This window comes from Phytoactinopolyspora halophila, from assembly GCF_003287285.1.
GTDB lineage: Bacteria > Actinomycetota > Actinomycetes > Jiangellales > Jiangellaceae > Phytoactinopolyspora_A > Phytoactinopolyspora_A halophila.
The window spans coordinates 166,674-192,460 of the sequence record NZ_QMIG01000003.1; the positions used below are offsets into that span (position 1 = coordinate 166,674).

A 25,787-nucleotide genomic window follows, 5' to 3' on the forward strand; every position below is an offset into this window, starting at 1 on the left:
CCGGCCGGCCAGAACCGGGCAGTGCCAGCCGAGTGGATCCGGTCAGCGCCAGATCCGGAAGAACTCGCGCAGGTCCGCGACGAGCAGGTCGGGCACCTGATGCGCCGAGTAATGCCCGCCGGTGTCGTAGGTGTGCCACTGGACGATGTTGTGGTGGTCCCGCTCGGCGAACCGGCGCATCGACACGAAATCGTCGGCGAAACCGGCCAGCCCGAGCGGGAAGGTCGTGGGCTCGGAACCGTCGGCACCGGCATGCCGATCTTCGTAATAGAGCCGCGCCGAGGACGCCGCCGTGTTAGTCAGCCAGTAGATCGTCACGTTGGTGAGCAGGAAGTCGTCGCTGACCGCACCCGCGCCGAACAGCTGCGCGTTCCACGCCAGCTGACCCGCTGGCGAATCGGCCAGGGCGTGCGCCAGGGTCTGCGGCTGGCTGGACTGTAGCTGGTTGAACGCGCCCATCGTTTCCCAGAACCATTGCAGGTGGGCCAGGCCCGCCTGCTCCTCGTCGGACAACCCGTCCATCTCGGCCGGATCGCCCGACGGGAACGAGAAGATCTGGGTGACGTGCACGCCCGCGATCGAATCTCCGGCGATCCGGCCGACGCACGGAGAGATGATGGAGCCGGCATCGTTGCCATGGACGCCGTAACGTCCGTAGCCGAGCCGCCGCATCAGCTCAGCCCACGCCGCGGCGATGCGTTTGCTGTCCCAGCCCTTCTCCGTCGTCGGTCCGGAGAACGCGAAGCCGGGCAGCGAGGGGATGACCAGGTGAAATGCCGTGGACGGGTTGCCGCCGAATGCCCGCGGATCGGTGAGTGGCTCGATGACATCCAGAAACTCGACGATCGAGCCCGGCCAGCCGTGAGTGAGCAGGAGCGGGAACGCGTCCGGCTCGGGGGAACGGACGTGCAGGAAGTGGATGTTCTGGCCGTCGATCTCCGTCGTGAATTGCGGGTACGCGTTGAGCCGTGCCTCCCACGCCCGCCAGTCGTAACCATCACGCCAGTACTCGGCCAACCTGCGTACGTGATCGATCGGCACGCCGTAGTCCCACCCGGCGCCGGGGAGCTCCTGGGTGAATCGCGTGCGGTTCAGGCGCTCGTGCAGATCGTCGAGATCGGACTGGGGAATGGCGATGGTGAACGGGTGGATCTGGGCGGACGGGGTCTCGTGGGTGGCGCCGGTAGCGCTCGCCGTGTTGGTCATGACAGGCATGCTAGGGAGAATTGCGGAAGACTTTCTTCCTTGATTGCTGCCATTCTTGACGAATGCTGGAAACGTCGGCGCGGCTCCTGCGGCTGCTCTCCTTGCTCCAGGTCCGGCGAGAATGGTCGGGCACCGAACTCGCCGCTCGCCTGGACGTCAGCACCCGCACGATCCGCAATGACATCGACAAGCTGCGTGCGCTGGGATATCCCGTCGACGCGACGCCAGGCGTCCACGGTGGTTACCGGCTGGGAGCCGGTGCCGAGCTACCGCCGCTGCTGCTCGACGACGACGAGGCCGTCGCCGTCGCCTTAGGCCTGCGCACCGCGGCGACCGGTGCCGTGGAAGGGATCGAGGAATCGTCGGTGCGTGCCCTGGCCAAGCTCGAACAGGTGCTGCCGCACCGCCTACGGCGGCGCGTCGCAGCGCTGCAGGATTACACGATGTCGGTGCCGTTCGACGCTCCGGCTCCCGCCGTGGATGCCGCCATCGTGACCGTGCTCGCGGCGGCCTGTCGTGACCGTGAACGGGTGCGCTTCGCCTATCGCAGCCACGATGGCACCGAGACGAGACGGGCAGTGGAGCCACACCGCCTGGTGCGCTGGGGTCGTCGCTGGTTCCTCGTTGCGTGGGACCGCCATCGACGGGACTGGCGCACGTTTCGCATCGACCGGATCCGCGAGTGCGTGCCCGTGGGTGCTCGGTTCGGCGACCGCGAGCCACCCGCGGCCGATCTCACCGCCTACGTGGCCCGGCAGGTATCGGTAGCGCCCCGCACCCACCAGGCCAGGATTCTGCTACACGGCTCGTTCGAACGACTTCGCGAGCGCATTCCCGCGGCGGCCGGAACGCTCGTGGATATCGACGGTCGTGCGTGCGTTCTCAATACGAGCGCGAATTCACTGAATGAGATCGCCGTTAATATCAGCATGATTGGTGTGGATTTCGACATCATCGAACCCGCAGAATTGATCACACACGTTCGCGATCTCGCCGAACGGTATGCGCGTGCCGCGTCCGCTGGTGACTCGGCGTCACCGTCACACCCAGTGACGATGCCGAACAGAAGGCGAAGTGACGATGGTCATGACAAGGCTCATGACTAGCATGATCACATCGAGTCGATCACCAATATCGTACGGGCGTCCGGGCGCCATGGGCGACACGCCGATAACCGGCAAAGAATTCATGATCGATGTACCTCCAGAAGGCCCCGGTTGACCTGCGGCTACAGGGTATTCGCGCAGGTCGCTAAGAGCTTGACAGTTCCCCGTGCGCTGGAGGAGAGTCGCAACAAGTCCACCAGCGGACGAACCGCTACGAGCCACGTCCCGGGTAGGTTGCGTGACCGGGGTCGAGGTGGCAATTCGGCCATGCCGGTACACCTCTTGCAGCCAGGCCTGCGCTCACGCTTCTGGCCCGCCACGTGAGCCGTAGCGGCACGGGGTGAGACCAGGTCGGGCCCGGCCGCCCAGTAGACAACGGGCCGCGAGTCGCAGCCGGCGGCACCGCGGCCTGGTCCGAAGGGCGTCCGGGCCGCGTCCCTCCGCAGCGTCGCCCTCGCGAGCGTCGCCCTCGCGTTTCCGGCCGCGCGCTCGTTGCAATCCTGGGCACTCACACCGATCCCGAGACGTTGTACCGTCGCAGGTATCGGCCATCGCTGCCATGTCGTGACGACCAGCGAATCGGCACCAGTAGACGAGACACGAGTGAATGGAACACGAGTGGATGGCACGCGTGAACACCAGCCGCCGGTGAACCACCAGGGCAGCCTGTCCAGTCACGGGAACGAGACAACCGGCGACGAGCGCACGCTGATCCGGCTGGGCCGGCATCCGGTGTCGCGGTTGGCGATGTCGCTTGTCCTCGGCGGCGCACTCGTTCTGGCGTTCCCGCCCTACGACCTGTGGTTCCTCGCCGTACTCGCACCCGCCGGGCTCACGCTGCTCACTCGCCGCCAGCCGGTCAAGCACGCCGCCCTCTCCGGCTTCATGCTCGGGCTGGGCTTCTTCGTTCCGCTGCTGTATTGGACCGGACTCGAGGTCGGCCCGATCCCGTGGCTCGTCCTCGCGATCGTGCAGGCCCTGTTCTTCGTGCCGCTCGGCATCGTTTCGACTCTCCTTCAGCGGTTGCCGGGATGGCCGTTGTGGATTGCCTGTGCCTGGATTGCCATCGAGGCAGTGCGGGGCCGCGTTCCGTACGGCGGATTGACCTGGGGGAACCTCGCGTTTTCCCAGGCCGACGGCTCGTTCGCCGGGCTCGCCGCACTCGGTGGCACGCCCCTGGTGTCGTTCGGAGTGGCCCTGTGCGGCTCCCTGCTGGCCTGGACGGTGCTGGCCGCTACGGCACGCACCCGGCTTGTCGCGGCGGGCGCAGCCGTGGTCGTGGCGCTCGCCGGTCTCGCCGTGCACCCGCCGGAACCGAACGGGCCCACCACCACCGTGGCGTCCGTGCAGGGAAACGCGCCCACGCTGGGCATGGACTTCAACTCGCGCGCCCGCGCGGTCACCGACAATCATGTCGAGGCCACCGAGCAGCTCGCCCGAGACGTCGAGGCCGGTGCCGCCAAGCAGCCGGACCTGGTGATCTGGCCCGAGAACGCCCCGGATCGCAACCCGTTCCGCGACGAGGCGACCCGCGACGCGATCGATCGCGCGGCCCAGCGTGTCGACGCTCCCATCCTCGTCAGCGCCATCATCCCGACCGCCGACGAGCAGAACGTGGAAAACACGTCCATCCTGTGGGATCCCGTCGACGGGCCCGGTCAGTCCTACGTCAAGCGCCATCCGATGCCGTTCGGCGAATACATCCCGTTTCGCGGTATCGCCGAGATGATCACCGACGCCGTGCAGCGCCAGCCACGTGACCACGTCGGCGGTGACGAGGTCGGGGTCTTCGACACCGACGCAGGTACCGTCGGCGTCGCCATCTGTTTCGAGGTCGGTTTCGGCCATCTCGTCCGCGACACGGTCCTCGACGGCGGCCAGTTGATCGCCGTGCAGACCAACAACGCGCACTTCCTCGACTCGCCGATGACCGAACAGCACCTGTCCCAGTCCCGCCTGCGCGCGATCGAGCACGGCCGCACGGTGGTCGTATCGGCGCTCACCGGTGTCAGCGCGGTGATCGGCCCGGACGGCGAGATTAACCAGCGCACGGACATCTTCACCCAGGATGTACTCGTCGGGGACGTGCAGCTGTCCGACGAGATGACCGTCGCGACGCTCGTAGGCGAGTGGCCCGAATGGATCCTGGTGGCCGTCGCGCTCGGCGCCCTCGGCGCATGCGGTGTCTGGTTTCGGGCCGGCAGGTCCGGACGTCGCGAGCCCGCCGTGGCGGGCGAAAGCACGGCATCACCAGAAACCGGATCAGCAGATACCGAATCACCAGAACCGGTCACCGCGGGATTATCGTGAGGCGAGTGCGATCCGATCACACCGGGGTACTCGTCATCATCCCCACGTACAACGAGGCCCTTACCCTGGAAAAGGCGCTCACCCGCCTGCACACGGCGGTGCCTGACGCCCACGCCCTCGTCGTCGACGACGGTTCCCCCGACGGGACGGGCGAGCTGGCGGACCATCTCAGCGAACTGGACTCCCGAGTGCACGTGATGCACCGCACCAGCAAACGGGGCCTCGGCACGGCCTACGTCGCGGGATTCGACTGGGCACGGCGGCACCAGTACGACGTCATCGTGGAGATGGACGCCGACGGCTCGCACCAGCCCGAGGAGTTACCCCGGCTGCTCAATGCACTGCGGCATGCCGACCTCGTGCTGGGGTCGCGCTACGTGCCGGGAGGATCGGTGGTCAACTGGGCCCGGCATCGCGAGCTGCTGTCCCGAAGCGCCAACCTGTACGCGCGCCTGGCACTGGGCATCAGGATCCGCGATGCCACGGGCGGCTATCGCGCATTCACGGCGACGGCGCTCGAACACCTCGACCTGGAAACGATCGCTTCACAGGGGTACTGTTTCCAAGTCGACCTCGCCTGGCGCGCCGTCCGGGCGGGCTTGCGCGTCGTCGAAGTGCCGATCACCTTCGTCGAGCGAGAGCAGGGGCAGTCGAAGATGGGCGCGGACATCGTCCGGGAGGCGCTCCTGCGAGTGTCGCGGTGGGGAATCGAGCACAGGCTGGCGCAGCTGAGAGCCAGACTGCAGCCGCTGGCAAGCAAGAGGAGACGCTGATGACCTACGGTCAGAGCATATATCGTCCGCGTCGTCGCAGATTCGGAGCCTTCGGCCCCTTCCTCGGTGCCGTCGTGGAGATCGTTTTCTTCGTGTTCGTGGCCAACGTGATCGGCTTCGGGTACGCGGTTCTCGCGGCACTGGCCACCAGCGCCATCGGCCTGTGGCTCATGCGACGCGCCGGCTTCCGGGCATGGAGATCGTTGCGGTCGGCCATGGCCGAAGCCGACCCCGCCACCCGGCCGTACGACCACACGGGGACCATCTCGTCGTCGGACGAAGCACGACCCGAGGATCGCATCGCCGACGCGGGCGTCACGCTGCTCGCCGGCACGGTGCTGGTGCTTCCCGGCTTCGTCACCGACGCGGCGGCGCTGTTGCTCCTGTTGCCGCCGGTACGCACAAACGTGGGCCGCCGCCTTGCGGCAGCGGCCCTGCGCACATTCCCGGCCCGGCCCCGCGCGGGCGCCTCTCCCGATGGCACCGTCATCGAAGGCGAGGTGGTCGACGAGAGCGATACCGGCGGGGCAACGGGCACCACGAATAGCTGGCGGCAAGTTCGCGACCCGAACAGCCGGGACCCCGGGGAACCCGACGGGGGGTAACTCCCGGGGCGAGAGCCCCGCTGAGTCCTTGAGGAACCTTTGTGAAGTCCGCGATGCCCTGGAGGAGCCGCTATGCGGACTTCTTGCGCTCGCGGTTGTTCTGGGCCAGATGCGCCGCACCAGGCAGCAAACCGGCGCGGAGGAGCTCGAGCCGCTCGTTAAGCAGGGCTTCGAGATCTTCCATGGACCGCCGTTCGAGCAACATGTCCCAGTGCGTCCGAGCCGGCTTGAGCTGCTTGTCGTCGGGCTTCTCACCGGACTGCTGCAACGCCTCGGTACCGCATCGCGGGCAATCCCAGAGCGTCGGGACGTCGGCCTCGGTGGAGAAGGTCACCTCGAACTCGTGACCCGCCGGGCACGCATACGGGATGACCTGACGTTCAGCGAACTCGACGCCGCGCTCGTCCTCGTAGCTCCGGGCGCCGAGGCGGGAGCCACGCAGGGTAGAACGCTCAGACATGTGAAAGACCCTTCTGGGGTGTGCACACCCCTGGACGTTGTGTCGTGTACTAGTACCGCAATGAAATAACGGATGAGGCGAGGCCAGTGTTCCGGAATCGGCGCGCCGCCGCGATGCGAGCACGAGTGATTCCGGTCACACATGGTCCTTGTCTACTACCCCCTCCCCACCGTTCTATGCTATCGCGACAGCGATCCGTGCGCTGCCCGATGCTGGGTTAAGGTGGGCGCGGCTCGCGAGGAAAGGCTGACCACTGACACGTACCGGCTGGGTACGTCCGAGAAAGACATCTGGAGTTGAGCGACGTTGACGGTCCGTGAGATCCGCCTGTATGGCGATCCGGTCCTGCGCACGGTGACCGACGAGGTCAAGGAGTTCGGGGAGTGGAGCCACGCGCTAGCTGAGGACCTGCTCGACACCCTGGACGTTCCGGGCCGGGCGGGAGTCGCGGCACCACAGATCGGGGTGCCGTACCGTGCCTTCTCCTACGGCATCGAGGGCGAGCGTGGCGTCATCTTCAACCCGGTCCTGGTCAAGACCTCGGGCGAACAAGGCGGGGAGGAAGGATGCCTCTCCGTGCCGGGGCTGTGGTTTCCCACCCAGCGTGCCGCGTATGCCGCCGTCGAAGGCGTCGATGCGGACGGCGAGCCCATCCGCGTCGAAGGTGAGGGCGAGCTCGCCCGGTGCTTGCTCCACGAGGTCGACCATCTGGACGGCATCGTCTACATCCACCGCCTCGAGCCGTCCACCCGGCGTGGTGCCATGAAGGAGATCCGCCGCAGCGCCTGGTTCAACGGATAGCCCGACACGCCTCCGGCGCTAGCCAGGAGGATCACGTGCTCCACGAGCCACGGGTGCGGAGGACATCGCGCAGGATGTCCGCACGGTCGGTCAGGATCCCGTCCACGCCGAGATCGAGCAGGCGATGCATCTCCGGCGCATGGTTCACCGTCCACACGTGCACCTGCCGGCCAGCGGCGTGCGCGTCGGCGACCGTCTTCTGCGTGACAAGCTGCACGGACCCCATCCGCACGGGCACCTGCAAGCAGTGGATCTCGGCGAGCCATGCGCGCATCCGCGCGGCAAGCCCCACGCGCGAGGCGAACACGAAGCCGGACACTATCGACCGACCGGCAGACGTCGCCACCTTGCGCGAGAGCCCGCGCAGCACGGCCCGGCGACGGGAATCGGAGAAGGAAGCGATGCACACGCGGCCGTGAGCCCCGGTACGTTCGATGGCGCGCACCGTCGGCCCCACCGCCGAGGCCGCCTTGACGTCGATGTTCACCCGCAGCTCGGGCCAGGTGCCGAGCACGTCCTCCAGCGTGGGAACCGGCTCCACCCCGCCGATCCGCGCCCGGCGCACCTGCGACCACGGCATCCGCGCGATCTCACCCCGCCGGTCGGTGACCCGGTCGAGCGTGGCGTCGTGGAATGCGACCACGACGCCGTCGGAGGTGGCGTGCACATCCGTCTCCACATAGCGGTAACCGGCGTCGACGGCCGCGGCGAAGGCCCGCATGCTGTTCTCCAGCCCCTCGCGGGAGAACCCCCGGTGCGCGAGTGCCAGCGGCCCCGGATGGTCGAAGTACGGGTGCGGCGGTTGCGGACGCATGGAACCCACGCCTGCAGCCTACGCCCTCGCACCGCACGTGCCCTGCTCACATGGCAGCCGCTTGGAGCCGCACTCCCGCCGCGGAACGGTTACGGCTATGGTGAAGACGTGGCGACTGGCGTATTCGGCCGTGACGCTTCGCGGCCGAGGTGGAACTGACCACCAGGGAGCTGACAGCGGACGTACCGCGCGCCTGGGTACTTCCGGCAACCGACTGCAGACTGCAGAAAGGATGTGGCCACCCGCCATGACCACAAACCCCGAAGCACTGCGTAGTACCGATCCGCAGATCGCCGAGCTGGTCAATGCCGAAGAGGCCCGCCAGCGAGACACGCTCAAGCTCATCGCCTCGGAGAACTACGTCTCGGCTGCCGTGCTGGAAGCCAGCGGGACGGTGCTGACCAACAAGTACTCCGAGGGGTACGCGGGGCGCCGCTACTACGAGGGCCAGCAGGTCATCGACCAGATCGAGACAGTGGCCATCGACCGCGCCAAGGCACTGTTCGGCACCGATCACGCCAACGTGCAGCCGTATTCGGGGTCTCCGGCCAACCTCGCCGTGTATCTGGCCACCGCCAAGCCGGGTGACACCGTCATGGGAATGGCGCTGCCGATGGGTGGGCATCTGACCCACGGCTGGTCCGTTTCGGCGACCGGGACCTGGTTCAACGCGGTCCACTACAACGTCCGGCGGGATAACGGCCGCATCGACATGGACGAGGTACGCGAGCTCGCGTTGCGGGAGCGCCCCACGTTGATCTTCTGCGGTGGTACCGCGATTCCGCGCACCATCGATTTCCCGGCGTTCGCCGAGATCGCCCAGGAGGTCGGCGCGGTCCTCGTCGCCGACATCGCGCACATCGCCGGCCTCGTCGCCGGAGGTGCACACCCGTCGCCGGTCGGATATGCCGACATCATCACGACGACGACGCACAAGACACTGCGTGGCCCACGCGGCGCGATGATCCTGGCCAGCGAGCAGTACGCCAAGGCCATCGACAAGGCGGTCTTTCCCGGCCTGCAAGGAGGCCCGCACAATCACACGACGGCCGGGATCGCCGTCGCGCTGGCCGAGGCCGCGACACCGGAGTTCTCCGAGTACGCTCACCAGATCGTCCGCAATGCCCAGGCGCTCGCTGACGAGCTGCAGGCCCGCGGATTCGAACTGTCTTCCGGCGGTACCGACAACCACCTGCTGCTCATGGACGTCACGTCCAAGGGCGTCACCGGCAAGCCGCTGGCCAAGGCGCTCGACCGGGCGGGGCTGGAGACGAACTACAACACCGTGCCCTACGATCCGCGCAAGCCGTTCGACCCCTCGGGTATGCGCCTCGGCACCGCCGCCCTCACCAGCCGTGGCATGACCGAGGCGCAGATGCGCGAGGTCGCGCGCTGGATCGATCAGGTGGTCGGGGCGCTGGCCACGGAAGAGAGCGACACCCTGGACAAGGCGATCGACCAGGTGCGTGGCGAGGTCAACGAGCTGACGGGACGCTTCCCGGTCCCCGGCCTCGATCGCTGATCACCGAGCTGATCGACATGAGCTGTGGGGTGCCAGCCCTGCGACAGTGCTGGCGCCCCACAGCGCGCCTCCTCGGTACCGGCGCTGAATCCTCCAGGATCCCCTAGCGGCTGGCCTGCTGGCGCCATTCGTCCCGCCACTGGCGGAAGTCACCGGACAGCCGGACCAGGGCGAGGTAGAACTCGAGTGTCACCCGGAGCCAGATCAGGGCCAGCAAGGCACCGAGCGGGCCGAGGATGAGCAGGACGAGGATGCCGAAGCCGGCATTGACGTTGAACGCCAAGACCACGTACGAAAGGTACCCGATGGCGATGCCGATCATCCCGAGTACGTACAGGACGGAGATGATCGTCGGCGTCACGTAGGCGTTGAACCGGAAGTCGAACAGGCGGGCGAAGAAGTTCGGCTGTTGGTCCGAGCCTCCGGAGCCGGGCTGTTCTGGCTGGTGAGATGGCTGTTCGTATGTCATGAGGCCGGAGAATATCAGTGTCTTCTGCCACCGGGGAGTGAGCTGGCTCAGCGATCCACGTCGTCTCCGCCGGCAGAATGCATGAGCCGGGCGTGCAGCTTGGCGCCGTCCGCCGTGTCCAAGCCGATCAGCCTGCCCGCGGCCAGCCACGCGGCCCCTCCCACCGCGTCCCGGGCGACGATGATCGGCGGGTCCGGCCACAGCTCCCGCAGCCGCGGCTCCACCAGGTCGCGCACCGGAGTGGCCGCGGCGAGCAGCGATCCGGCCAACACCAGCGGCGTGCCGTCGCCGGGCGCGCGTACGGTCGTGACCGCTGCCATGAGGTGCTCGGCAGCTTCGGTGACGATCCGTTTGGCCTCGGGATCGTCCGCTACCGCCGCGGTGACGAGGGGAGCGAGCTCGGACAGCGCCACCGGCGGGCGCTGATGCACCGCCATGATCAGCTCCGACCGGAGGTCGTGTTGCCCGCCCACCTCCGCCTTTCTGTCGGCGTCGCCGTTGATGTCCGCGGAAGGTTCCCCGTGCGACTCCGGGCCGAGCAGGGCACGTAGCACGTCCTGTCCGAGCGGGCCCGGCTCCTCCCGGCGGTCCAGCGCGGCCAGGGTGGCGCGCACCGCCTCCCGGCCCAGCCAGAATCCCGAACCCAGGTCACCGAGCAGCCATCCGTGCCCGTCCACGGCGTGGCTGGGGTTGCGGTTATCGAAACGGATCGCGCTCGCCCCCGTCCCGCTGAGCAGAAGGGTGCCGGCAGGCTCGGCGGTACCGGCGGTGAAGGCCACGCTGACGTCACCCACGACGTCGTAACCGCACTCGAGGCCGGCATTGCGCCAGGTGCGGGCGAAGGCCTCGGCCACCTCGGGAACGGCCAGGTTCGCCATGCCTGCGGTCCCCACCACGGCATGCCGCACGGCCCCAGGATCGTCGACACGTTCCAGCGCGTTGCGCAGTGCCTGCGCGATCCCGGCGAGCGCGGAGTCCAGGGCATGTGAGGTGAGGTTCGCGCCCGGGCCGCGACCCATGCCAACTCTGTTCCCGTCCATGTCCACGACCAGGGCACGCGTCGAGGTGCCCCCGATGTCCAGCCCCATGACAAGCGTCGCCGGTATGCTCACGTGCCAACCCTTCCCGTCTCAGCCGCATCGCCAGAATGTCACGCTTGCGCAACGTCGCCGTAAGGGCTTGACACACACGAGCGCGACAGAAATAGTTTTCACAACACTACCGCCTAGCGCCATTCGTGAAACTCAAATTCAGCAGCCTGTGGAGAGAGTATCGATGCGGCCGACAGCGTCCGTCTACCGTGTGAATCCATGGTGCACGGAGGGATGTCGAACGAAAAGGGGAGCCGAGCCGTGACCGAGCCCGCACTCTCTCCCGAAGGAGAAGCAATCGACCAGCAAGCGTCCGGCGAGCGCTTGACCGGCGACGCCGTACTGGCGCGTACGAGAGCCCTGCTGCCGAACCTGCCGACCGCGCTGCAGAAGGTGGGGGAGCAGGTCATGTCGGCTCCGGCTGCGGTCGCCCGCTCGACGATCCTCGAAACCGCAGAGCGCAGCGGCACCTCGCCCGCCACCGTGACCCGCTTCTGCCGCGCTCTCGGCCTTCCGGGCTACGCCGACCTGCGGCTGGCCATGGCCGAAGAGACCGGCCGATCGTCGTCGGTCGCTGGCTGGGAGATCGACATCGGACGCGAGATCGACCCCACCGACTCGCTCGACCGCGTCGCGAACCTGATCGCCACGGCCGAGATCAGGGCGGTCCAGGAGACCGTCAACCAGCTCGACCTCGACGCGGTGTCCCGCGCTGCCGAGGCGATTGACCACGCCCGGCGCGTGGAAGTCTACGGAATGGGCAGCAGCGCGCTCGTGGCTGGCAAGATGCAGCTGAGCTTGCACCGGATCGGGGTGCCGACGTGGGCCTGGGGCGACGTTCACTCGGGCCTGACCAGTTCGGTCCTCCTCAAGCCGGGCGACGTTGCCATCGGCGTGTCGCATTCCGGAGCGACCCACGAGACGCTTGAGATGCTCTCGGTCGCGGCCAGCAGCGGCGCGACCACCGTCGCCGTCACCAACGTTCCCGATGCACCGCTGGCCGAGGTAGCCGACATCCTGCTGACTACGGCGACGCACGAGACCACATTCCGGCCGGCGCCCATGGCATCCCGGCTGCCGCAGATCATCGTGCTCGATCTCGTCTATGTTGCCGTGGCCCAGCGCCGCCACGAGCAGACGATTTCCGCATTGAAGGTGACGGCCGACGCGGTCAGTGGTCACCGGAAAGGACCACGGGTGAAGAAAGCGGGGGGTTAGCACGCCACGAGCACGCGATGATAGACGTCCGACGCCGATATCGAAAGTCGATATCAGGCGAATAACGAACGGCTAGACAAAACTGGAAAGAACGTGAACAGTACTGGCAGGATGGAGCCCGGCAACACACGGGGCACCCGGCGGGCGCAGTCCGACGACCCGGACGATGCCGCCGACGACACCGCGACCGGAATGGACGTGAATAGCGATATGACCAGCGGGCAGGGGGAGCAGGCCGATGGTGAGCCGACACCACCGGTGAGCGCCGACGCGTTTCTCGCACGAGCGCACGACGCCATCGACCGGGTGGCAGCCACGCAACGAGGCAACATCGCCGAGGCCGCGGACATCGTTGCCGATGCCATCCGCCGAGGCGGCGTCGTCCAGGCGTTCGGCACCGGCCACTCCCAGGCGATCGCCATGGAGATCGCCGGACGGGCTGGAGGGCTGATCCCCACCAACCGCATCGCCCTGCGCGACCTCGTCATCGAGAACGGGGAATCGCCGACGATGCTGGCCGATCCACGAGTCGAGCGCGATCCCGGCCTCGCGCAGCGACTCTACGATGCCACTCCCGTTGATCCCGCCGACGTGTTCATCATCGCGTCGAACTCGGGCATCAACGGCAGCATCGTCGGGCTGGCGGAACTGGCCAAGGAACGCGGCCATCCGCTGATCGCCATCACCTCGCTCGAACACAGCGAGCAGGTCGAGTCACGTCACCCTTCCGGTGACAAGCTCGGAGAGATTGCCGACGTCGTCCTCGACAACGCCGGCCCGTTCGGCGATGCCGTGCTCCCGCTTCCAGGCGGGGGAGCCGTCTGCGCGGTATCCACGATCACGTCGGCACTTCTCGCACAGTTCCTCACGGCAGAGGTGGTACGCCGGCTCCTCGACGCCGGCGAGACACCTCCTGTCTACCTCTCCTCGAACGTTCCCGAAGGAGATGCCCACAACGACGCCCTACTCAAGCGATACGAGGGCCGCATCCGGCGCGGTGGTGGGTGAGAGACCCGCTCTCCGTCCCTTCGCACCCTGGCACGGCCCTCTCATCCATCCCAGACACCCGAGAAGGAGATAGACATGGCGAGCAGCATCACAGGGAGGACACCGTCGGGTACGTCGTCCCGGCGCAAGTTCTTGCAGCAGATCGCCGCCGGCGGAATCGCGATCGGATCCGGCAGCGTCGCGCTGTCCTCGTGCGCGATCGGCGGCAGCGATGACGACGACGATGACAGCGGCGACACCGCCGAGGCTCCCGAAGAACGGAGCGAAGAGAACCCGCTGGGCATCGACCCCGAGGAGCCCGTTGAGATCCACATCTTCGACGGCGGCTTCGGCGACGCGTACGCCACCGACATCCACCAGCCGATCTTCTCCGAGCGCTGGCCCGACGTGGAGATCGACCACAACGCCGCCGTCGATATCGCCGGCGAGCTGCAAACCCGGTTCGCCGCCGAGGATCCCCCGGACTTCATCAACAACTCCGGCGACGGCCAGATGGACCCCGGGCAGCTGGTGGCGGACGGGCTACTGCACGACCTCACCGAGCTGTTCGATGCACCGAGCTGGGACGATCCCGAGGTCCCCGTGCGCGACACGCTGCGTGCGGGAACCATCGAGAGCGGCACGTTCGACGGCAAGCCGTACATCCTCAACTACACGTTCACCGTGTTCGGGATCTGGTACAACAAGACCCTCATGGACGAGAACGGCTGGTCGGTACCCACCACGTGGGACGAGATGCTCGACCTGTGCGCCGAGATCGCCGACGCCGGCATCGCGCCGTGGGTGTATCAGGGCGTCACCGCGCCCCGATACATGAACTGGCCGCTGCTCACCATGGCTGCCAAGCTCGCCGGACCTGAAGTGCTTGTCGCCATCGACAACCTGGAAGAGGGCGCCTGGGGTCACGAGGCCGTGCGGGAAGCCGCGAGCGCCATACGCTCCCTGCACGAGGGCGGCTACTTCCTCGACGGCGTCGAAGGCATGGAGTACCGCGACGCCCAAGGGCTGTGGGCCAGGGGAGAGGCGGTGTTCTGCCCGTCGGGCTCCTGGATCGAGAACGAGGAGGCCGATGCTATCGCCGAGGACCCCTCGTTCGAGCTGGCCGTCATGCCGGAGCCGCTGCTGTCCGAGGACTCGGTCATGCCGCTGGAAACGATCCGGGCGACGGCTGGCGAGCCGTACATCATCCCGGCCGATGCGAACAATCCGCGCACCGGGATGGAGTACATGCGCGCGATGCTCTCGCAAGAGGGTGCACGCGGGTTCACCGAGATGGTGACGAGCCTGACCTCGGTCATCGGCGCAGCGGACGGCGTCGAATTGGCGCCGGGGTTGTCCTCGGCGCAAGAGGCCCTCAACGCCGCCGGGGACAACATCGTGAACTGGTTCTATCCGACCTGGTACAAGGAGATGGAGAACCCCGGCATCGATCAGGCGACCGGCAAGCTGCTGCGCGGCGACGCCACCGTCGACGAGTGGGTCGACGAATGTGAGGCGGTCGCGGCAGAGATCCGCGAGGACGACTCCCTGCTCAAGCAAAACCGGGAACTGTAAAGGCCGACGATGACCCTGACCGAACCCGCTGGCGCCGCGCCGGCCGAGGAGACGCGGCGCCAGCGCACCCAGCGAACACGGTCGCGCTCACCGATGAAGCGCGGCATGTACCCGTTCATCCTGACGTTCCTGCTCCCACCGGTCGGGATCTACGCGTTGTACATGCTCTCGCCGTACATCCAGGCCATCTACATCTCGTTTACTGACTGGAGTGGCCTGACGACGGATTTCAACGTCATCGGATTCGACAACTATGTAGAGTTGTGGAACGACGATCAGATCTGGACGGCGCTGCGCAACAACTTGATCCTGCTGGTCTTCGCGCCGGTGCTGACGCTCCTGCTCGGCCTGTTCTTCGCCTCGATGCTCAACGTCGGGGGCAAGCGTCGGGGAGTGGCCGTCCAGGGCGTGCGAGGCTCGTCGATCTACCGGATCGTGTACTTCTTCCCGCAGGTGCTCTCCGTGGTGATCGTCGGCATCGTATTCAAGTACGTGTTCGCGCCCGAGTCGGCCGGCGGGATCCTCAACAGCCTCTTCAGCTTCATCGGCCTGGACGGTTTGACCCAGCTGTGGCTGGGCGAACCCTCCTATCTCATCTGGATCGTCCTCCTCGTGATGACGTGGTCGTTCGTCGGCTTCTATGTCGTGCTGTTTTCCGCCGCGATGCAGTCGATCCCCAAGGAAATCTACGAGGCCGCGCTGCTGGACGGCTCCACCCGATTCACCACGTTCCGCAGGGTCACGCTGCCGCTGGTCTGGGACACCGTGCAGGTCGGCTGGGTGTACATGGCGATCCAGGCGATGGACGGTTTCGCCTTCGTGCACATCATGCTCGGCGTGCACGGCGGCGTCGACGGTGCCGGTGACGTCCTCGGCGTGGCGATCTACCGGGAGGCATTCAGTAACAATGACTTCGGCTACGCGTCCTCCATTGGTGTGTTGATGCTCGTCCTGACCATGACCATCGCCGTGCTGTTCATGCGGATCATGCGACGAGAGCGGGTGGAGCTGGCATGAGCACGACGACAACCATGACGCACGACCACGAACCCGATGGCAACGGCCAGCCGCCGAGGCCGGTCAGCCCGCGGCGACGGACGCCGGGGGTCGGCCCGGGCGAGCGGGCCATCAGCTTCCTGAACGGCGGGTTCCTGCTGTTCTGGGCCCTGGTCACGACACTGCCGCTGCTGTGGGCGATGCTGTCGTCGTTCAAGACCAACGGCGAGTTCCGCACCGACCCGATGGGCCTGCCCAGCGGACTGGAGTGGGACAACTTCGCCCGGGCATGGTCGGCGGCCAACATCGGGCAGTACTTCCTCAACAGCATCATCGTCATCTCCATGTCGCTGACCCTGACCATGCTGTTCGGATCCATGGGCGCCTACGTGCTCGCCCGGTACGACTTCCCGGGCAACCGGCTGGTCTACTACGTGTTCGTCGCCGGGCTCGTGCTGCCCGTGTTCCTCGCCCTGGTGCCGATGTTCTTCGTGGTCCGCGAGACCGGGGAGCTGCCGCTCATCGGGCCGATGCTCGGGCTGAACAGCTACCTGAGCTTGGCACTGGTGTACGTCGCGTTCTCGATGCCGTTTACGGTGTTCTTCCTCACGGCGTTCTTCCGCACGTTGCCCAGCTCCGTCTCCGAGGCGGCGATCATGGACGGCTGTTCGCACTTCCGGCTGTTCTTCACGATCATGCTCCCGATGGCCAAGCCGGGAATCGTGAGCCTGGCGCTGTTCAACTTCCTGGGCCACTGGAACCAGTACGTCCTCCCGCTGGTGATCATGCAGGACGGGGACAAACGGGTACTGGCCCAAGGACTCGGGACCCTGGCCGCGAACACGGGCTTTCGCGCGGATTGGACCGCATTGTTCGCCGGTCTGGTCATCGCCCTGCTGCCGGTGCTGATCGTGTACATCCTGTTCCAGAAGCAGGTCCAAGCCGGCCTGACCGGCGGCGTCCTCAAGTAGAGGGGCCACGTCACCGCGTCCATACGCACTTGTTGGGTCTGTGGAACGTTCAGGCACGCATCCAGGGCTCTGGACGTTCCGCAGACCCAACAAGTGGCGTGTCATCTCACCGATGAGTCCGGAACCCGGGTCGAGTCCATACGTGCAGAAACCATGCACCGTCGAGAACCCGAAGGGAAGGACTCCGGATGCCTGTCGAAACACCCGGCGCCACGATCTCCGGCGTACTGGCCGGCCTCGCCACCAGCGACATGGAGACCTCGATCGAGTGGCTGAGCACGGTCATCGGCCAGCGAGAGAGCGCGCGCCCGATGGCCGGCCTCGCCGACTGGTATCTCGGGCCGGCCGGCACGATCCAGCTGATCTACGACCGCGAGCGAGCCGGCGGCAGCATGGTAACGCTGCACGTCCCCGACATCGCCGCCACCCAACGGCGGCTGGCCGCCGCGGGCATCGACCTGCAGTACGACGAGACGACGTCCGACAAGGTCACGTTCGGCACGGTGCTTGACCCGGACGGCAACAGCGTGACGTTCGTCGAGCAAAAACCGGGTTTCCACCCGCGAGGCGAGTGACCAGTGCGGCCACCTGCACAGACGGGGCCGCCGCCCGCACCGATGGGGCCGCCCGCGCAGGTGCGGCCGTCTGCACAGACGGGACCGCCTGCACGAACGCCACGTCAATCGTCCTGGCGGCGCCGGATGAGTGCCTCCACACCATCCAGAATGATCTCCAAGCCGAATTCGACGTCGTCGGCGGGATCCGTGCCTTCCGTGTCGAAGACGCCCGAGCGCAGCGTGCGTGCGAGCATGGGAAGCTCGGCGGGATCGATCACCTTGGCGAGTAGCTGCCCGTAGATCGGGTCCCACTCGTCCGGCGCCACGCCGGTCTGTGACGACGCCTGGGTCAGGTTCAGCTCGATCCGGCCGGCGCTCAACGTGTAGGTGCTGACCAGCTGCAACACGCCCATCATCTCGCCGTGCGACAGGCCGGTGTCCGCGTAGGCACCGAGGAAGCTCTCCATCCACCGCACGTGGTTCGGACCCATGGGTGGCCTGCTCAGGGGTATATCCAGGAACCACGGATGGTGGCGGAACATCGCCAGTGTCTGCCGCGCCCACCACCGGGTTCCCTCGCGCCAGCCGCCCGGCATGTCGGCGAGCGTCACGCCGGGCGGCAAGGCGGCTGCGGCGTCCTGCATCAGTTCCAGGAGATCGTCCTTGCTGGGCACGTACCGGTACAGCGACATGGGGGTGAATCCCAGCTCGTCGGCGACGCGCCGCATGGACACCGCCGTCAGGCCCTCGGCGTCGGCGATCTCGACCGCGGTCTGCACGATTTTCGCCACGCTCAGCGAAGGCTTGGGGCCACGGCTGGGCGGAGTGACCGTGTCCCAGAGCAGTTCGAGCGTCCGGGCAGGGCTGCGGTTGGCCGGCTGATCTGTGCACATACCGTCTGCTCGCCTCGTTCGATTGACTGCCGCCTCGAAACTGTGTATATCATAAACACATTGGTATACACTGCATACAGTTTATGGAGAACACAGTCATACGTGAGGGGATGGCCACGGTGAAACCCACCCGCCAGGCCGCGATACACGCCAGCGGCCTGCGAAAATCCTTCAAAGACAGCGCCGTCCTCGACGGCGTCGATCTGGACGTCGACACGGGCACCATGCTCGCCCTGCTCGGTCCCAACGGCGCGGGCAAGACCACGACGGTGCGCATCCTGAGCACCTTGCTTCCCTTCGACGGGGGAGAGGCGACCATCTCCGGCTACGACGTGGCGTGCGAGCCCGACGAGGTGCGCCGTGTCATGGGCATCACCGGGCAGTACGCCACGGTCGACGAGGTCCTGACCGGGCGTGAGAACCTCGTCATGATCGGCCGGCTCTACCACCTGGGCAAGGCGGCCGCACGGGCACGAGCCGACACGCTGCTGCACCAGTTCGATCTCGTCGACGCCGCCGACCGCGCCGTGCGGACCTACTCCGGCGGCATGCGCCGCCGCCTCGACCTCGCGGCGAGCCTCATCGCCGACCCGCCCGTGATCTTTCTCGACGAGCCGACCACCGGACTCGACCCACGTAGCCGGCAAGCGATGTGGGACGTGATCCGCGGACTCGTCGCCTCCGGAACCACAATCTTGCTGACCACGCAGTACCTCGAAGAGGCCGACCAGCTCGCCGATCGCGTCGCCGTCATCGACCATGGCCGGATCATCGCCGACGGAACGGCAGCAGAACTCAAGCAGCGGGTGGGTACCGAGCGCCTGGAACTGTCCTTCGAGCACACCGCCGACCTCGCCGCCGCGCGCACCGCACTCGGGGTCGAGGACCTGCATGTCGACGAGGAGGCGCTGCGGCTCAGCACGGCCGTCGGCGGACCGGATGAGGTCCGCGACGTGCTGAACGCGCTCGGCCAGGTGCCGGTGCGAGCGACCGACCTCCAGCTGTCCCGGCCGACCCTGGACGACGTGTTCTTCGACCTCACCGGACAGGCCCGTCCCGACGGCGACGGCACCCGCACCACCGCTCGCGCCGTCGCCACGGAAGGAGCCGACGCCGCATGAACGCGACCCTGATCCATCACGACACGCACGACACCCGGCCGGAGAACGCCCGTGCAGGCTCCCGGCCCGGAACGGGCGCACGCTGGCTCGCCAGCGACGCCCTCGTCCTCATCACCCGTGGACTCCGGCACACGCTGCGCAGTCCGGATTCGATGATCACGAGCGTTGCGCTGCCCATCATGCTGATGCTGATGTTCGTTTACGTGTTCGGCGGCGCCATCGAAGGCGGAATCGAACACGTCGCACCCGTTGCCTACGTCGACTACGTGGTGCCCGGCGTCATCCTTCTCACCGCGGGATTCGGCGCCGCCATCACGGCCATCAACGTCACCAACGACATGTCCACCGGCGTCATCGACCGGTTCCGCTCGCTGCCAATCGGGAACTGGATCGTCGTGCTCGGCCACGTCGTTGCCAGCCTGGCGCGCAACCTGTTCGCCACCGCACTCGTCGTCGGTGTGGCGCTGCTCATCGGTTTCCGGCCAACGGCATCCGTGCTGGAATGGGCCGCCGCGATCGGCGCGATCACGCTGTTCGTTCTCATGATGACGTGGGTGTCCGTACTGTTCGGATTGATCGCCAAGACGCCGGATGGGGCGAGCGGATTCACCTTCTTCGTCCTGTTCCTGCCGTACGTCAGCAGCGCCTTCGTGCCGCCCGAAACGATGCCAAGCGTGCTGCACGGCTTCGCCGAACACCAGCCCGTCACGCCGATCATCGAGACGGTCCGCGGCCTCCTCACGGGCACACCGATCGGTAACAGCGCGTGGCTGGCCATCGCGTGGTGCGTCGGCATCCTCGTGCTGGTCATGCCGATCTCGGGCCGCCTCTTCCGCCGCCGCACCACGTCATGAACATTGGCACCGATGATGCCCATGTCCGGTCGATGCTCTCGGCGGTCACGGGCATCGGGACGTGCGCTACCCGTCGATCGACCCGACCCGCTGGGCGGTCCAGAACTGCGTCACCGAGCTCGTCGCCTCCTGGCCGGAGTCGCCGTCCTCCTCCGAGTCGCCGTCGCCCGAGTCACCTTCGCTCTGCTCACTCGTGTCGGACACCGCCAGCCAGCCCTGGGAACCTTCGCTGATCACCGCCGGTTCCTGCCACGGCGTCCACACGTCCAGCTCCTGATCGGTGACCGGCACGTTCTCGTCGATGTAGGCCAGCGACACGGACAGCGGGATGCTGCTAGCCTGACCGGCATCGACCCATTCGATGTGGATCGAGTTCGTCGCATCGTCCACATAGCCGGTGATCTCGCCGGACCGCACCGGTTGCGGGTCCTCGTACTTGCCCTTGACACCGACGATGCCGGCGATGCCGGTCTTTCCGGCCTCCTTGGCCGCGTTGATCAGCCCGGAAACCATGCCGAGCTGGCCGCCCGGGAGCATCCCGAGCATCCCGCTGGTGTAGTTCTTCACGACGCTGATCTTGGCGTCCAGGCCCGACGCGTCGAACGTCGGCTGATACACCGCGTACGCGTGGCCGGACACCTGGCCCTGGGCGTCGATCTGGAACCAGAAGTCGCTGCGCATCGTGTACCCGACGGTCACATCCGTCGTTCCGCGTTTCATGGTGACGAACGAACTGCCGGTCCACAGCCCCGTCATCGAGCCGGCCTCGCCGTCCGGGTACTCACCCAGTTCGTCGGTGAGCCCGGCCATCTGTGGCTGTGGATACACCTGTGATTGTGGATTCTCCTGGGGCTGTAGGGGCGCATGTGGCTGTTGGTACGGCTGCGCCTGCGGCTCGGGTGCGCTCCAGGCCGTGCCGGACATCGCCAGGGCCGTGACGGCCGCCCCGGCGACGGCCACGGCCGATCTCACCCACGAACTCGCCGGGCTCCGCGACCGCAGTGCGTTGATGGTCATGTCGTCACTCCTCCGCTCGAACGTACGTGCCCGACCCTAGGAACCGGCGGTAAAGAAATGGTTGGGGCGCTGGTCCGGGACGATCACCGTCGCTCCGATAGTCTCGTAGTGTGATCTTCAGGTTGCTGGGGCAGGTTGAGGCCGTATACGACGACCGGTCGCTTCCGCTCGGCGCACCCAAGCAGCGGTGCGTGCTGGCCGCGCTGCTGCTCGAACCCCGGCAACTGGTCTCGCTGAATCGGCTCTATGACGCCGTGTGGGGCACGCATCCGCCCGCTGCCGCCAGGAAGGCGACGCAGGTGTACATTTCCAACCTGCGCCGCGTTCTCGAACCCATTCCCGACGTCGCGATCACCAGCTTTCCGGACGGGTACCGCCTCGACGTCGATCCGGACCAGATCGACCTGCACCGGTTCCGGCGGCTCGTCGCTGAGGCCGCCACGTCGAACGCGGACGACGCCCGGACGTTGCTGCATGCGGCGATCGGCCTGTGGCGTGGTCCGGTGCTCTCCGGACTCGGCGAGTGTGACCTGCGCGACCAGCATGCCGACGCGCTGCACGAGGAATGCCTGAGCGCGTACGAGCGCCGGGTGGCCGCGGACCTCGACGCCGGCCAGGCGGCTGAACTCGTCCCGCAGCTGCTGTGGCATGCGGGGGAGAACCCCTTCCGCGAGACGGTGCACGCGCTGCTCATGACGGCGCTGCAGCGGGCCGGTCGCCGCGCGGAGGCGCTGGGCGTCTTCCGGGACCTGCGCGCCCGCATGATCGACGAGCTGGGCTCGGAGCCAGGAGCAGAGGTGTTCTCGCTGCACCAGGAACTCCTGGAAGCGGAGCACGCCGACGAGCAGGGGGGTGGCGCACCGGAACGGGCGGCGAGCACGGACGAGAGCCCGATGGTTCGGCCGACCCCGGCACAGCTGCCACCCGCCGTCGCCGACTTTCACGGCCGCGAGACCGTGGCCGCACGCATCCGGGCCGCCGTCACCGGCCAGATGCGCACGTTGCCGGTGGTCACGCTGACCGGGCAGGGCGGCGCGGGCAAGACCGCGCTGGCCTTGCGGGTCGCGCACCAGGTGCGCGAGCTCTTCACCGACGGGCAGCTATTCGCCAACATGCGAGGCTCCAGCGACGCGCCAGCCGAACCCGCCGACGTGCTTGCGGCCTTCCTCCGGGCGCTCGGTACCGGCGCCGACGAGATACCCGCCGGCGTCGACGACCGGTCCGCGCTGTATCGGACCCTGCTCGCGGGACGTCGCGTGCTGGTGGTGCTCGACGACGCCGCCGACGCGGCCCAGGTCCGCCCGCTGCTGCCCGGAGACGAGCAGTGCGCCGTCCTGGTGATCGCCCGCTCCCGATTGTTCTTGCTCGAAGGATCTCTCTCCGTCGAGATCGGCGAGTTCACCGGCGAGGAAGCGCATCAGCTGCTCGCGTCGACCGTGGGAGCGGACCGGGTGGCTGCCGAGCCGGACGCCGCCGAAGCGATCGTCCGTGCCTGTGGTCACCTGCCCCTGGCCTTGCGGATCGCCGGCAGCCGGCTGGCCGCACAGCCCGGACGCCGCCTGGCCGACTTCGCCGAACGCCTGGGCTCGGCCCGCGTGCTCGACGAGCTGACCGTCGCAGACGTCGGCGTGCGCAGCAGCCTCGCGCTGAGCTACCAGCAGCTCGACCCTGCTACGGCCCGCGCGTTCCGCCTGCTTGCACTACCGGAAGTGGCCTCGCTGTCGTGGCGCACGGCCGCCGCGGTTCTGGATGTCGGCGACGCCGAGCTCCAGCGCATCACGAACGCTCTCGTCGACCTGCATCTGCTCACCGAGCCCGCGCCGGGACGGTACCGTTATCACGACCTGCTCCGCGTGTACGCCCGGGAGCGTTCATACGGGGGTGCACCCGACAGTTCGGGTGAGCATGGCGGATCCGCCGACGGCGGAGGGTCGGGCGGCCCCAACAGCCCGCCAGATCCGGCTGCTGAACGCGATCAGGCGGTACGCCGCGGCTTCGAACAGCTGGCCGGTTCGGCCGCGCACGCCGTACAAGCCATGATGCCCGCCCTGGACACGCCGCCACTTCAGCTCGAAGGGTCGGCCGTGGCCCAACGCTTCGGCGATCGGGCCACGGCCGTGGAGTGGCTGGCCGACGAGCACGTCAACCTGACGACGATCAGCCTCCAGGTCCTCGGACAACCCGACCCGCCGCTCTACGGCCTGGCGCAGCTAGCCAGCCTGTTAGGCAACTATGCCGAGGCGGGGGGCTACTGGTCCGGCTGGGAGGCGCTGGCTGCCGCACTCCTGGAACGGGCCCGGCACGAGCACGACAAGCCGTCCGAGATGCTGGTCCGGATGTGCCTGGGTGGCTATGCGCTGCGCCAGGGACCCGCCACCACCGCGATCGAGCATCTCGGCATGTTCGTCGACCATCACCGTCGAGGCGAGGAACACACCACGCTGGGTCGCGGGCTCACCATGCTCGCGCTCGCCCATCTGGAGGTCGGGGCCGTCGACGAGGCGCTGCGCTGCTTCGACGAGGCGCTGTACGCACACGAGCGGGGCGGAAACCGGCGCAGCTACGCCATCACCTCCTGCCACCTCGCCGAGCTGTTCGTGAAGAACGGCGAGTACGAGCAGGCCGTGGCGCGCGCCTCGGCAGCGATCGAGGTGTGGCGTGAGCTCGGGAGCGCCGATCCTTACCTCGGAGTCGACGCGTCCAAAAATCTCGGCCTCGCCTACGCCGCGCTGGGACGATATACCCAGGCCATCCAGCACGGTGAGACGTCGTTGCGACTCGGTGACGCCGCAGGATACACGCTCGCACACCGGGTGGTGGCGGCGACGCTGGCCCGCGCCCATCGGGATGCGGGAAACCTGCCGCAGGCGGCGAGCTTTTTCGAGCGGGCGTTGGGCGAGGCCCACGACCCCAGAGAACCCATCACGTCCGCCGTCGCGGACGAGACGCTCCGTCACGAGCTCGGCCAGGTGTTGACCCGCATGGGCAGGGTCGAACATGCCAGAGCGTCCCGGGGCGAGCACCCGGCTCCGCGGCCGGGCTGTTCGACAGCAGCACCCCGCGGGTGACCGTGCCGAGCGAAACGTCGCCGCGTGCGAGTATCGGACCGATGGTGCCCGAGACGATCCTGCAAGCGTTGCGCTGCCCCGTTTGCGGCGCGGGGCTGTACGCACGCGAGCGAGCGCTGCGCTGCCCGTCCGGTCACTCGTTCGACGCAGCCCGGCACGGCTACGTGAACCTCCAGACGGGGCGGCGGCCCAGCGGCACCGGCGACACCGCCGACATGGTGGCCGCGCGGGCGGATTTCCTCGGCGCCGGGCACTACCAGCCCGTTGCGCGCGCGGTGCGGCAGATGGTCACCACCAGCGACGCGATCGGCCCGCACGCATCCGAGTTCGACACATCTGATCCTGACGCGCCCGCACTCGACGCACCGGGGCTCATCGTCGACGCGGGCGCCGGCACGGGCTACTACCTGCGGGAGCTACTCGACCAGCTCCCGCAGGCATGGGGCGTCGCGTTCGAGGTGTCACGCTACGCGCTGCGCCGCGCTGCCCGGGCACATCAGCGTGCGGGCGCGCTGGGAGCCGACGTCTGGCGCGGCCTGCCGATCTCCGACGGATCCGCCAGCGTCGTGCTGGACATCTTTGCCCCACGTCATGGCGCCGAGTTCCACCGCGTGTTGCGCCCGCAGGGGATTCTCGTCGTCGTCACTCCCATGCCGGAGCACCTGCGCGAACTCGTCGAGGCACTCGGGCTGCTCACCGTCGACGAGCGCAAGGACGAGCGGGTGGAGGAGTCGCTGGGAGCGTGGTTCGAGCTGGACGCCCGCGAGGAGATCCGGTTCGAGATGCACCTCCCGTCCGCCGACGTCGAGCGGGCGGCCCGGATGGGTCCCAGCGCCCACCATCTCGACGCCGCTGCACGGGCCGCACGGGTCGCGCGGCTCACCACGCCGATGGCGGTGACCGGGGCCGTCACGGTCGCGCGCTACCGGCCGCGCCAGCGGTGATCACGCGGGTCGGACCGCAGTCGTACGCGGATCAGGCGGCGGATGCAGGAGAGCCGGGGACGCACGTACGCGGGTCGGACCACGGTCGAAGCCGGACCCCGACACGGGGGAGGAGGGGAACCCCGGAGGCTTCCCTGAGATCCCCGTCTCGGGGTTGATCACGGGGTCGTCCTCCCGACAGGCTGATGCCGGGTGGGGCAGGGCCTTCGACGCGAGGGCCGCGGCACAACACAAGGGGACGGTACAGATCGTGGTATGGAGCATCTTGACGTTCGCTGCCTGGCGAACGGGAAACGTGGGGGAGAAGGACTCCGAACAGACCGCCGAGCATCACATCCCGCAGCGGCGGCCCGCACCGGAGCAGGCTGGTGACCGGGAGGAGCCGGGGACCGATCGGGCGGAACCGATGTGAACGGGTCCGGTGAACGG

Annotated in this window: 24 protein-coding genes and 1 riboswitch; of the genes, 17 read left to right on the forward strand and 7 right to left on the reverse strand. The window is 67.6% G+C overall.

Annotation, left to right across the window (positions count from 1 at the left end):
* Positions 1 to 42: 42 nt before the first annotated feature.
* Positions 43 to 1,206 carry an epoxide hydrolase family protein gene (locus tag DPM12_RS05535; protein WP_112257493.1) on the reverse strand — a complete coding sequence of 388 codons (1,164 nt, stop codon included), beginning with the start codon at positions 1,204 to 1,206 and terminating at the stop codon, positions 43 to 45.
* 62 nt (positions 1,207 to 1,268) lie between these two features.
* Between DPM12_RS05535 and DPM12_RS05540 the strand changes: the two genes are divergently transcribed.
* The 4 genes from DPM12_RS05540 to DPM12_RS05555 all read left to right on the forward strand — a co-directional run bounded on the left by DPM12_RS05540 (position 1,269) and on the right by DPM12_RS05555 (position 6,000).
* Positions 1,269 to 2,312: a helix-turn-helix transcriptional regulator gene (locus tag DPM12_RS05540; RefSeq protein ID WP_112257288.1), complete on the forward strand. Its 1,044-nt coding sequence runs from the start codon at positions 1,269 to 1,271 to the stop codon at positions 2,310 to 2,312.
* A gap of 603 nt (positions 2,313 to 2,915) precedes the next feature.
* A complete protein-coding gene (lnt, locus tag DPM12_RS23530) occupies positions 2,916 to 4,622 on the forward strand; it encodes an apolipoprotein N-acyltransferase (RefSeq protein ID WP_123788477.1) in 1,707 nt (568 codons plus the stop codon).
* Between the two features lie 5 nt (positions 4,623 to 4,627).
* Positions 4,628 to 5,395 carry a polyprenol monophosphomannose synthase gene (locus tag DPM12_RS05550; RefSeq protein ID WP_211658490.1) on the forward strand — a complete coding sequence of 256 codons (768 nt, stop codon included), beginning with the start codon at positions 4,628 to 4,630 and terminating at the stop codon, positions 5,393 to 5,395.
* On the forward strand, positions 5,395 to 6,000 hold the full coding sequence (locus tag DPM12_RS05555; RefSeq protein WP_112257291.1) for an FxsA family protein: 606 nt from the start codon (positions 5,395 to 5,397) through the stop codon (positions 5,998 to 6,000). Before DPM12_RS05550 ends, DPM12_RS05555 begins: the two co-directional genes overlap by 1 nt.
* Positions 6,001 to 6,070: 70 nt before the next feature.
* On the opposite strand, the gene DPM12_RS05560 is transcribed toward DPM12_RS05555, so the two are convergent.
* Complete coding sequence (locus tag DPM12_RS05560; RefSeq protein WP_112257292.1) at positions 6,071 to 6,460, reverse strand: RNA polymerase-binding protein RbpA; 390 nt, start codon at positions 6,458 to 6,460, stop codon at positions 6,071 to 6,073.
* Between the two features lie 306 nt (positions 6,461 to 6,766).
* Between DPM12_RS05560 and DPM12_RS05565 the strand changes: the two genes are divergently transcribed.
* A complete protein-coding gene (locus DPM12_RS05565) occupies positions 6,767 to 7,261 on the forward strand; it encodes a peptide deformylase (protein ID WP_112257293.1) in 495 nt (164 codons plus the stop codon).
* 31 nt (positions 7,262 to 7,292) lie between these two features.
* Here DPM12_RS05565 and DPM12_RS05570 read toward each other — a convergent pair whose 3' ends face one another.
* A complete protein-coding gene (locus DPM12_RS05570; protein WP_112257294.1) occupies positions 7,293 to 8,075 on the reverse strand; it encodes a glycerophosphodiester phosphodiesterase family protein in 783 nt (260 codons plus the stop codon).
* 101 nt (positions 8,076 to 8,176) lie between these two features.
* A riboswitch (ZMP/ZTP riboswitch) is annotated at positions 8,177 to 8,281 on the forward strand.
* 41 nt (positions 8,282 to 8,322) lie between these two features.
* On the opposite strand from DPM12_RS05570, the gene DPM12_RS05575 reads away from it, so the two are divergent.
* The gene (locus tag DPM12_RS05575) at positions 8,323 to 9,597 is read left to right on the forward strand and encodes a serine hydroxymethyltransferase (protein WP_112257295.1); all 1,275 of its coding nucleotides are present in this window, start codon (positions 8,323 to 8,325) and stop codon (positions 9,595 to 9,597) included.
* A gap of 103 nt (positions 9,598 to 9,700) precedes the next feature.
* Here the strand turns inward: DPM12_RS05575 and DPM12_RS05580 are convergent, their stop codons facing one another.
* Together DPM12_RS05580 and DPM12_RS05585 are read right to left on the reverse strand one after the other, a co-directional pair.
* On the reverse strand, positions 9,701 to 10,066 hold the full coding sequence (locus DPM12_RS05580) for a DUF4282 domain-containing protein (RefSeq protein WP_112257296.1): 366 nt from the start codon (positions 10,064 to 10,066) through the stop codon (positions 9,701 to 9,703).
* A 47-nt stretch (positions 10,067 to 10,113) separates the two neighbouring features.
* Positions 10,114 to 11,178, reverse strand: a complete 1,065-nt coding sequence (locus tag DPM12_RS05585; RefSeq protein WP_123788476.1) for an N-acetylglucosamine kinase — start codon at positions 11,176 to 11,178, stop codon at positions 10,114 to 10,116.
* 240 nt (positions 11,179 to 11,418) lie between these two features.
* Between DPM12_RS05585 and DPM12_RS05590 the strand changes: the two genes are divergently transcribed.
* The 6 genes from DPM12_RS05590 (at position 11,419) to DPM12_RS05615 (ending at position 17,479) form a co-directional block, all read left to right on the forward strand.
* Entirely contained in the window at positions 11,419 to 12,375 is a 957-nt protein-coding gene (locus tag DPM12_RS05590) for a MurR/RpiR family transcriptional regulator (protein WP_211658492.1), read from the forward strand.
* Between the two features lie 210 nt (positions 12,376 to 12,585).
* A complete protein-coding gene (locus DPM12_RS05595) occupies positions 12,586 to 13,383 on the forward strand; it encodes a sugar isomerase domain-containing protein (protein WP_112257495.1) in 798 nt (265 codons plus the stop codon).
* A 75-nt stretch (positions 13,384 to 13,458) separates the two neighbouring features.
* Positions 13,459 to 14,937: an N-acetylglucosamine/diacetylchitobiose ABC transporter substrate-binding protein gene (gene ngcE, locus DPM12_RS05600; RefSeq protein ID WP_112257298.1), complete on the forward strand. Its 1,479-nt coding sequence runs from the start codon at positions 13,459 to 13,461 to the stop codon at positions 14,935 to 14,937.
* Positions 14,938 to 15,030: 93 nt separating this feature from the next.
* Positions 15,031 to 15,954: a carbohydrate ABC transporter permease gene (locus DPM12_RS05605; RefSeq protein ID WP_112257496.1), complete on the forward strand. Its 924-nt coding sequence runs from the start codon at positions 15,031 to 15,033 to the stop codon at positions 15,952 to 15,954.
* Positions 15,951 to 16,904: a carbohydrate ABC transporter permease gene (locus DPM12_RS05610; protein ID WP_112257299.1), complete on the forward strand. Its 954-nt coding sequence runs from the start codon at positions 15,951 to 15,953 to the stop codon at positions 16,902 to 16,904. Before DPM12_RS05605 ends, DPM12_RS05610 begins: the two co-directional genes overlap by 4 nt.
* Before the next feature lie 188 nt (positions 16,905 to 17,092).
* A complete protein-coding gene (locus DPM12_RS05615) occupies positions 17,093 to 17,479 on the forward strand; it encodes a VOC family protein (protein WP_112257300.1) in 387 nt (128 codons plus the stop codon).
* A 104-nt stretch (positions 17,480 to 17,583) separates the two neighbouring features.
* On the opposite strand, the gene DPM12_RS05620 is transcribed toward DPM12_RS05615, so the two are convergent.
* Positions 17,584 to 18,354, reverse strand: coding sequence for a TetR/AcrR family transcriptional regulator (locus DPM12_RS05620; RefSeq protein ID WP_112257301.1), 771 nt, complete (start codon positions 18,352 to 18,354; stop codon positions 17,584 to 17,586).
* An 83-nt stretch (positions 18,355 to 18,437) separates the two neighbouring features.
* On the opposite strand from DPM12_RS05620, the gene DPM12_RS05625 reads away from it, so the two are divergent.
* Together DPM12_RS05625 and DPM12_RS05630 are read left to right on the forward strand one after the other, a co-directional pair.
* Complete coding sequence (locus DPM12_RS05625; RefSeq protein WP_245951204.1) at positions 18,438 to 19,475, forward strand: ATP-binding cassette domain-containing protein; 1,038 nt, start codon at positions 18,438 to 18,440, stop codon at positions 19,473 to 19,475.
* Positions 19,472 to 20,329 carry an ABC transporter permease gene (locus DPM12_RS05630; RefSeq protein WP_112257303.1) on the forward strand — a complete coding sequence of 286 codons (858 nt, stop codon included), beginning with the start codon at positions 19,472 to 19,474 and terminating at the stop codon, positions 20,327 to 20,329. The genes DPM12_RS05625 and DPM12_RS05630 overlap by 4 nt, the downstream gene beginning before the upstream one ends.
* 66 nt (positions 20,330 to 20,395) lie before the next feature.
* Here the strand turns inward: DPM12_RS05630 and DPM12_RS05635 are convergent, their stop codons facing one another.
* Complete coding sequence (locus DPM12_RS05635; protein ID WP_112257304.1) at positions 20,396 to 21,346, reverse strand: hypothetical protein; 951 nt, start codon at positions 21,344 to 21,346, stop codon at positions 20,396 to 20,398.
* A gap of 110 nt (positions 21,347 to 21,456) precedes the next feature.
* On the opposite strand from DPM12_RS05635, the gene DPM12_RS05640 reads away from it, so the two are divergent.
* The 3 genes from DPM12_RS05640 to DPM12_RS23105 all read left to right on the forward strand — a co-directional run bounded on the left by DPM12_RS05640 (position 21,457) and on the right by DPM12_RS23105 (position 25,770).
* Positions 21,457 to 24,414: an AfsR/SARP family transcriptional regulator gene (locus DPM12_RS05640; RefSeq protein ID WP_112257305.1), complete on the forward strand. Its 2,958-nt coding sequence runs from the start codon at positions 21,457 to 21,459 to the stop codon at positions 24,412 to 24,414.
* Between the two features lie 41 nt (positions 24,415 to 24,455).
* Positions 24,456 to 25,358, forward strand: a complete 903-nt coding sequence (locus DPM12_RS05645) for a putative RNA methyltransferase (protein WP_112257497.1) — start codon at positions 24,456 to 24,458, stop codon at positions 25,356 to 25,358.
* Between the two features lie 250 nt (positions 25,359 to 25,608).
* The gene (locus tag DPM12_RS23105; protein WP_158542769.1) at positions 25,609 to 25,770 is read left to right on the forward strand and encodes a hypothetical protein; all 162 of its coding nucleotides are present in this window, start codon (positions 25,609 to 25,611) and stop codon (positions 25,768 to 25,770) included.
* Positions 25,771 to 25,787 lie beyond the last annotated feature (17 nt).